The organism is Faecalibacillus sp. MSK20_93 (assembly GCF_020589945.1).
Lineage (GTDB): Bacteria > Bacillota_I > Bacilli_A > Erysipelotrichales > Coprobacillaceae > Faecalibacillus > Faecalibacillus intestinalis.
Genome location: NZ_JAJDKA010000180.1, coordinates 1 through 331, shown reverse-complemented (window position 1 = coordinate 331; position 331 = coordinate 1). Strand labels below are relative to the sequence as shown.

Genomic DNA, 331 nt, shown 5'->3' with positions numbered 1-331 from the left:
TCGGTTAAGTCCACGATTTTTCCATTTTCTGTGATTGTAAAATCAATCGGTTTTGCACCGTCAGTTAAGTAACCGTCGGGAGCTTCACTTTCAACGATACGGAAGTTTCCATAAGGTAAAAGGTCAGCAGAAGTAGAGGCGACACCCTCAAGGTCTGTATGGATTGTTTTTACCACTTCATTTTTCTTGTATAGCTTGCCCTCAACCAAAACAGAATTATCATTTAAGGAAATGATGTCAAAGGCAGTATCGTTCAAAGTGGCACTTCCTTGTGGCTTTGTATCGCCCGTTTCTAAATCTCGTTTCTGAATTTTGACACCGCCACGGATAA

1 protein-coding gene is annotated in these 331 nt (G+C 41.1%); it reads right to left on the bottom strand.

Annotation, left to right across the window (positions count from 1 at the left end):
• Positions 1 to 331, bottom strand: a 331-nt coding sequence (locus tag LJD34_RS16875; protein ID WP_227360395.1) for a prealbumin-like fold domain-containing protein, incomplete at both ends; no start/stop codon positions are given.